Below are 1,918 nucleotides of genomic sequence, written 5' to 3'. Positions count from 1 at the left end.
TGACCCACGAGATCGACGGTCGGTGGGACACCGAGTTCGCGACGCAGTTCGGCGTCGCGGATGCTTCGTTCGGACACGATGCACTGGCCTTTCGCTGTCGCCCTTCACTGGGCAGGTCGACAGTGTGTCGCACCGAATCGGGCAAACGTTACTCGTCCGTACAGTCCGTCAACTGCCGAGCAGCCAACGCGGACGCGACCACATCTGCCAGGTCTCCGCGACGCGTGCTCCGGCGGCGAGATACAGCGGTGTGACGCGCGGCCTGGTGAGCCCGCACATCGCGACCGGGCCGCGCTGCGCGTAGGTGTGGGCGGCGCCCGCTCTGATCAACCGGTTCGCGAACCCGCGCCGTTGGCGTCCCGGGTGAGTTCCGAGCGACCACACCGTCCGGATCGCCCCACTGTCCACGAGCAGCGCACAGCACTGCAGATCCCCGTCCTCGACGATGCCGACCACCTCGACGCCGGGGGTCCGTGCCATGGCATCGGCGTAGGCGACGGCAGCAGTCCCGGGCGCGATCCCGAACGTCCCGGCGGCGAGTTCGCGGGCATCCGCCATATCGGCTTCACCGAGCGTTCGGAAGCCCGGGTCGACGGGAGCGTCATGAGCCACGAGACAGGTCAGATCCAACGATCCGGCACACACCCAACTGTGGTCGGCAAGGACCTGCGCAGCACCGAGTCCGTCTCCGGCGAGCAGGACGATCGACGGGTTGCCGGCTTTCGTCAGGGTCTCGTAGACGTGTTGTACCCGGGTGGTGACATCGCCACCGTGGACGAGAGCGAGGTTGTAGTCGGGGTCGGGGGCACCGGTGATGCCCACCCACCAGCCGTCACCGGCGGACCAGCCCCCGCCGGACGTCAGTGGACGCATACTCTCACCGTAGGAACGACGCAGCTGCGGCAACGATGTGAGACCCGACGCGGTCGAAGCGGCCTCCACACATTCTCCCTTCCACGGCTCACGCACTCTCGGACTGCCTTCTCCGGGCCACTACAGAAACAGCATCGGCGGCACCCCTGGGGGTGCCGCCGATACGGACGTGCTCGAGGATCAGGACTGGTTGCCGATCAGATCGCGCAGGAACTTGATCACGAACTGGAGAGGATCCACGGGCTCCTGCTCCGATTCGGGAGTCTGAGGCACCTGGCCGGACTCGGGAGCGACCTGGGTCTGCGGTGCCGACTTCGCCTGCGGAGCAGGAGCCGACTCGCCCTGCGGGGCGGACTCGCCGCCGCCGACCGTCACGGGGATCCCCCCGGTGAAGGGGCGACCGGACGCGTCGAAGATGTTCTCGTACTGCGTACCCGAGGCGTCCTGGCAGCCCCAGAAGACGTTGTAGGTGCCGTCGGTGATCGCCTCCGGGCCGGCCTGCGCGGGTGCGCCGTCCCTGATGTACAGCGCGCTCGAGGTGCTGGTGTTGGTCACCGAGAAGCTCGTGCCGGCGGGCTGCGCATCGATGCGGCCCGACGGATCGGCCGTGTCGACGGTGCCCGGCTTCAGGACGTAGGTGACGCAGGTGACGCCGCGATCGACGTCCGCCCGGCTCAGATCGAAGTCGACGACGATGGCGCCGTTCTCCACATTCGCCGATACGTTCGGCCCCGCAGCGGACGAGATGCCCGGCACTGCCAGTGCCAGCAGTGCGGCACCCGACGCTGCGACGGCAGCCTTCTTCGCAACAGAATTCATCGATTTTCCTCCCCGTATTTTCGATGTCGGCGACCGCTTCGTGAACGGCACGCCGTCGACCGTGCCCGACGCGCGTAGAACGCGGGCACATGTACCGGAACGTTACCGCGAGATGTCGGTACTGTCGCGACGAGGGGCATCGTCGGTCCGGGCGGCACGAGCGGCGTGCCCGAGAGCACGAGCCAGATCCACGAGCTCGCGCACCCACTGCCCGAGCGTAGCGTTT

2 protein-coding genes are annotated in these 1,918 nt (G+C 67.7%); both read right to left on the bottom strand.

Annotated features, from left to right (window positions below):
- Positions 1-168: 168 nt before the first annotated feature.
- Positions 169-873 (bottom strand): N-acetyltransferase, encoded by a 705-nt coding sequence (locus tag R1101_RS0122400; RefSeq protein ID WP_232284812.1) that lies wholly within the window; start codon positions 871-873, stop codon positions 169-171.
- A gap of 180 nt (positions 874-1,053) precedes the next feature.
- Positions 1,054-1,692 (bottom strand): hypothetical protein, encoded by a 639-nt coding sequence (locus R1101_RS0122395; protein ID WP_016935452.1) that lies wholly within the window; start codon positions 1,690-1,692, stop codon positions 1,054-1,056.
- Between the last annotated feature and the right edge of the window lie 226 nt (positions 1,693-1,918).

It is taken from the genome of Rhodococcus sp. R1101, from assembly GCF_000278445.1.
Lineage (GTDB): Bacteria > Actinomycetota > Actinomycetes > Mycobacteriales > Mycobacteriaceae > Rhodococcus > Rhodococcus gordoniae.
This window is presented reverse-complemented; position numbering and strand designations above follow the sequence as displayed.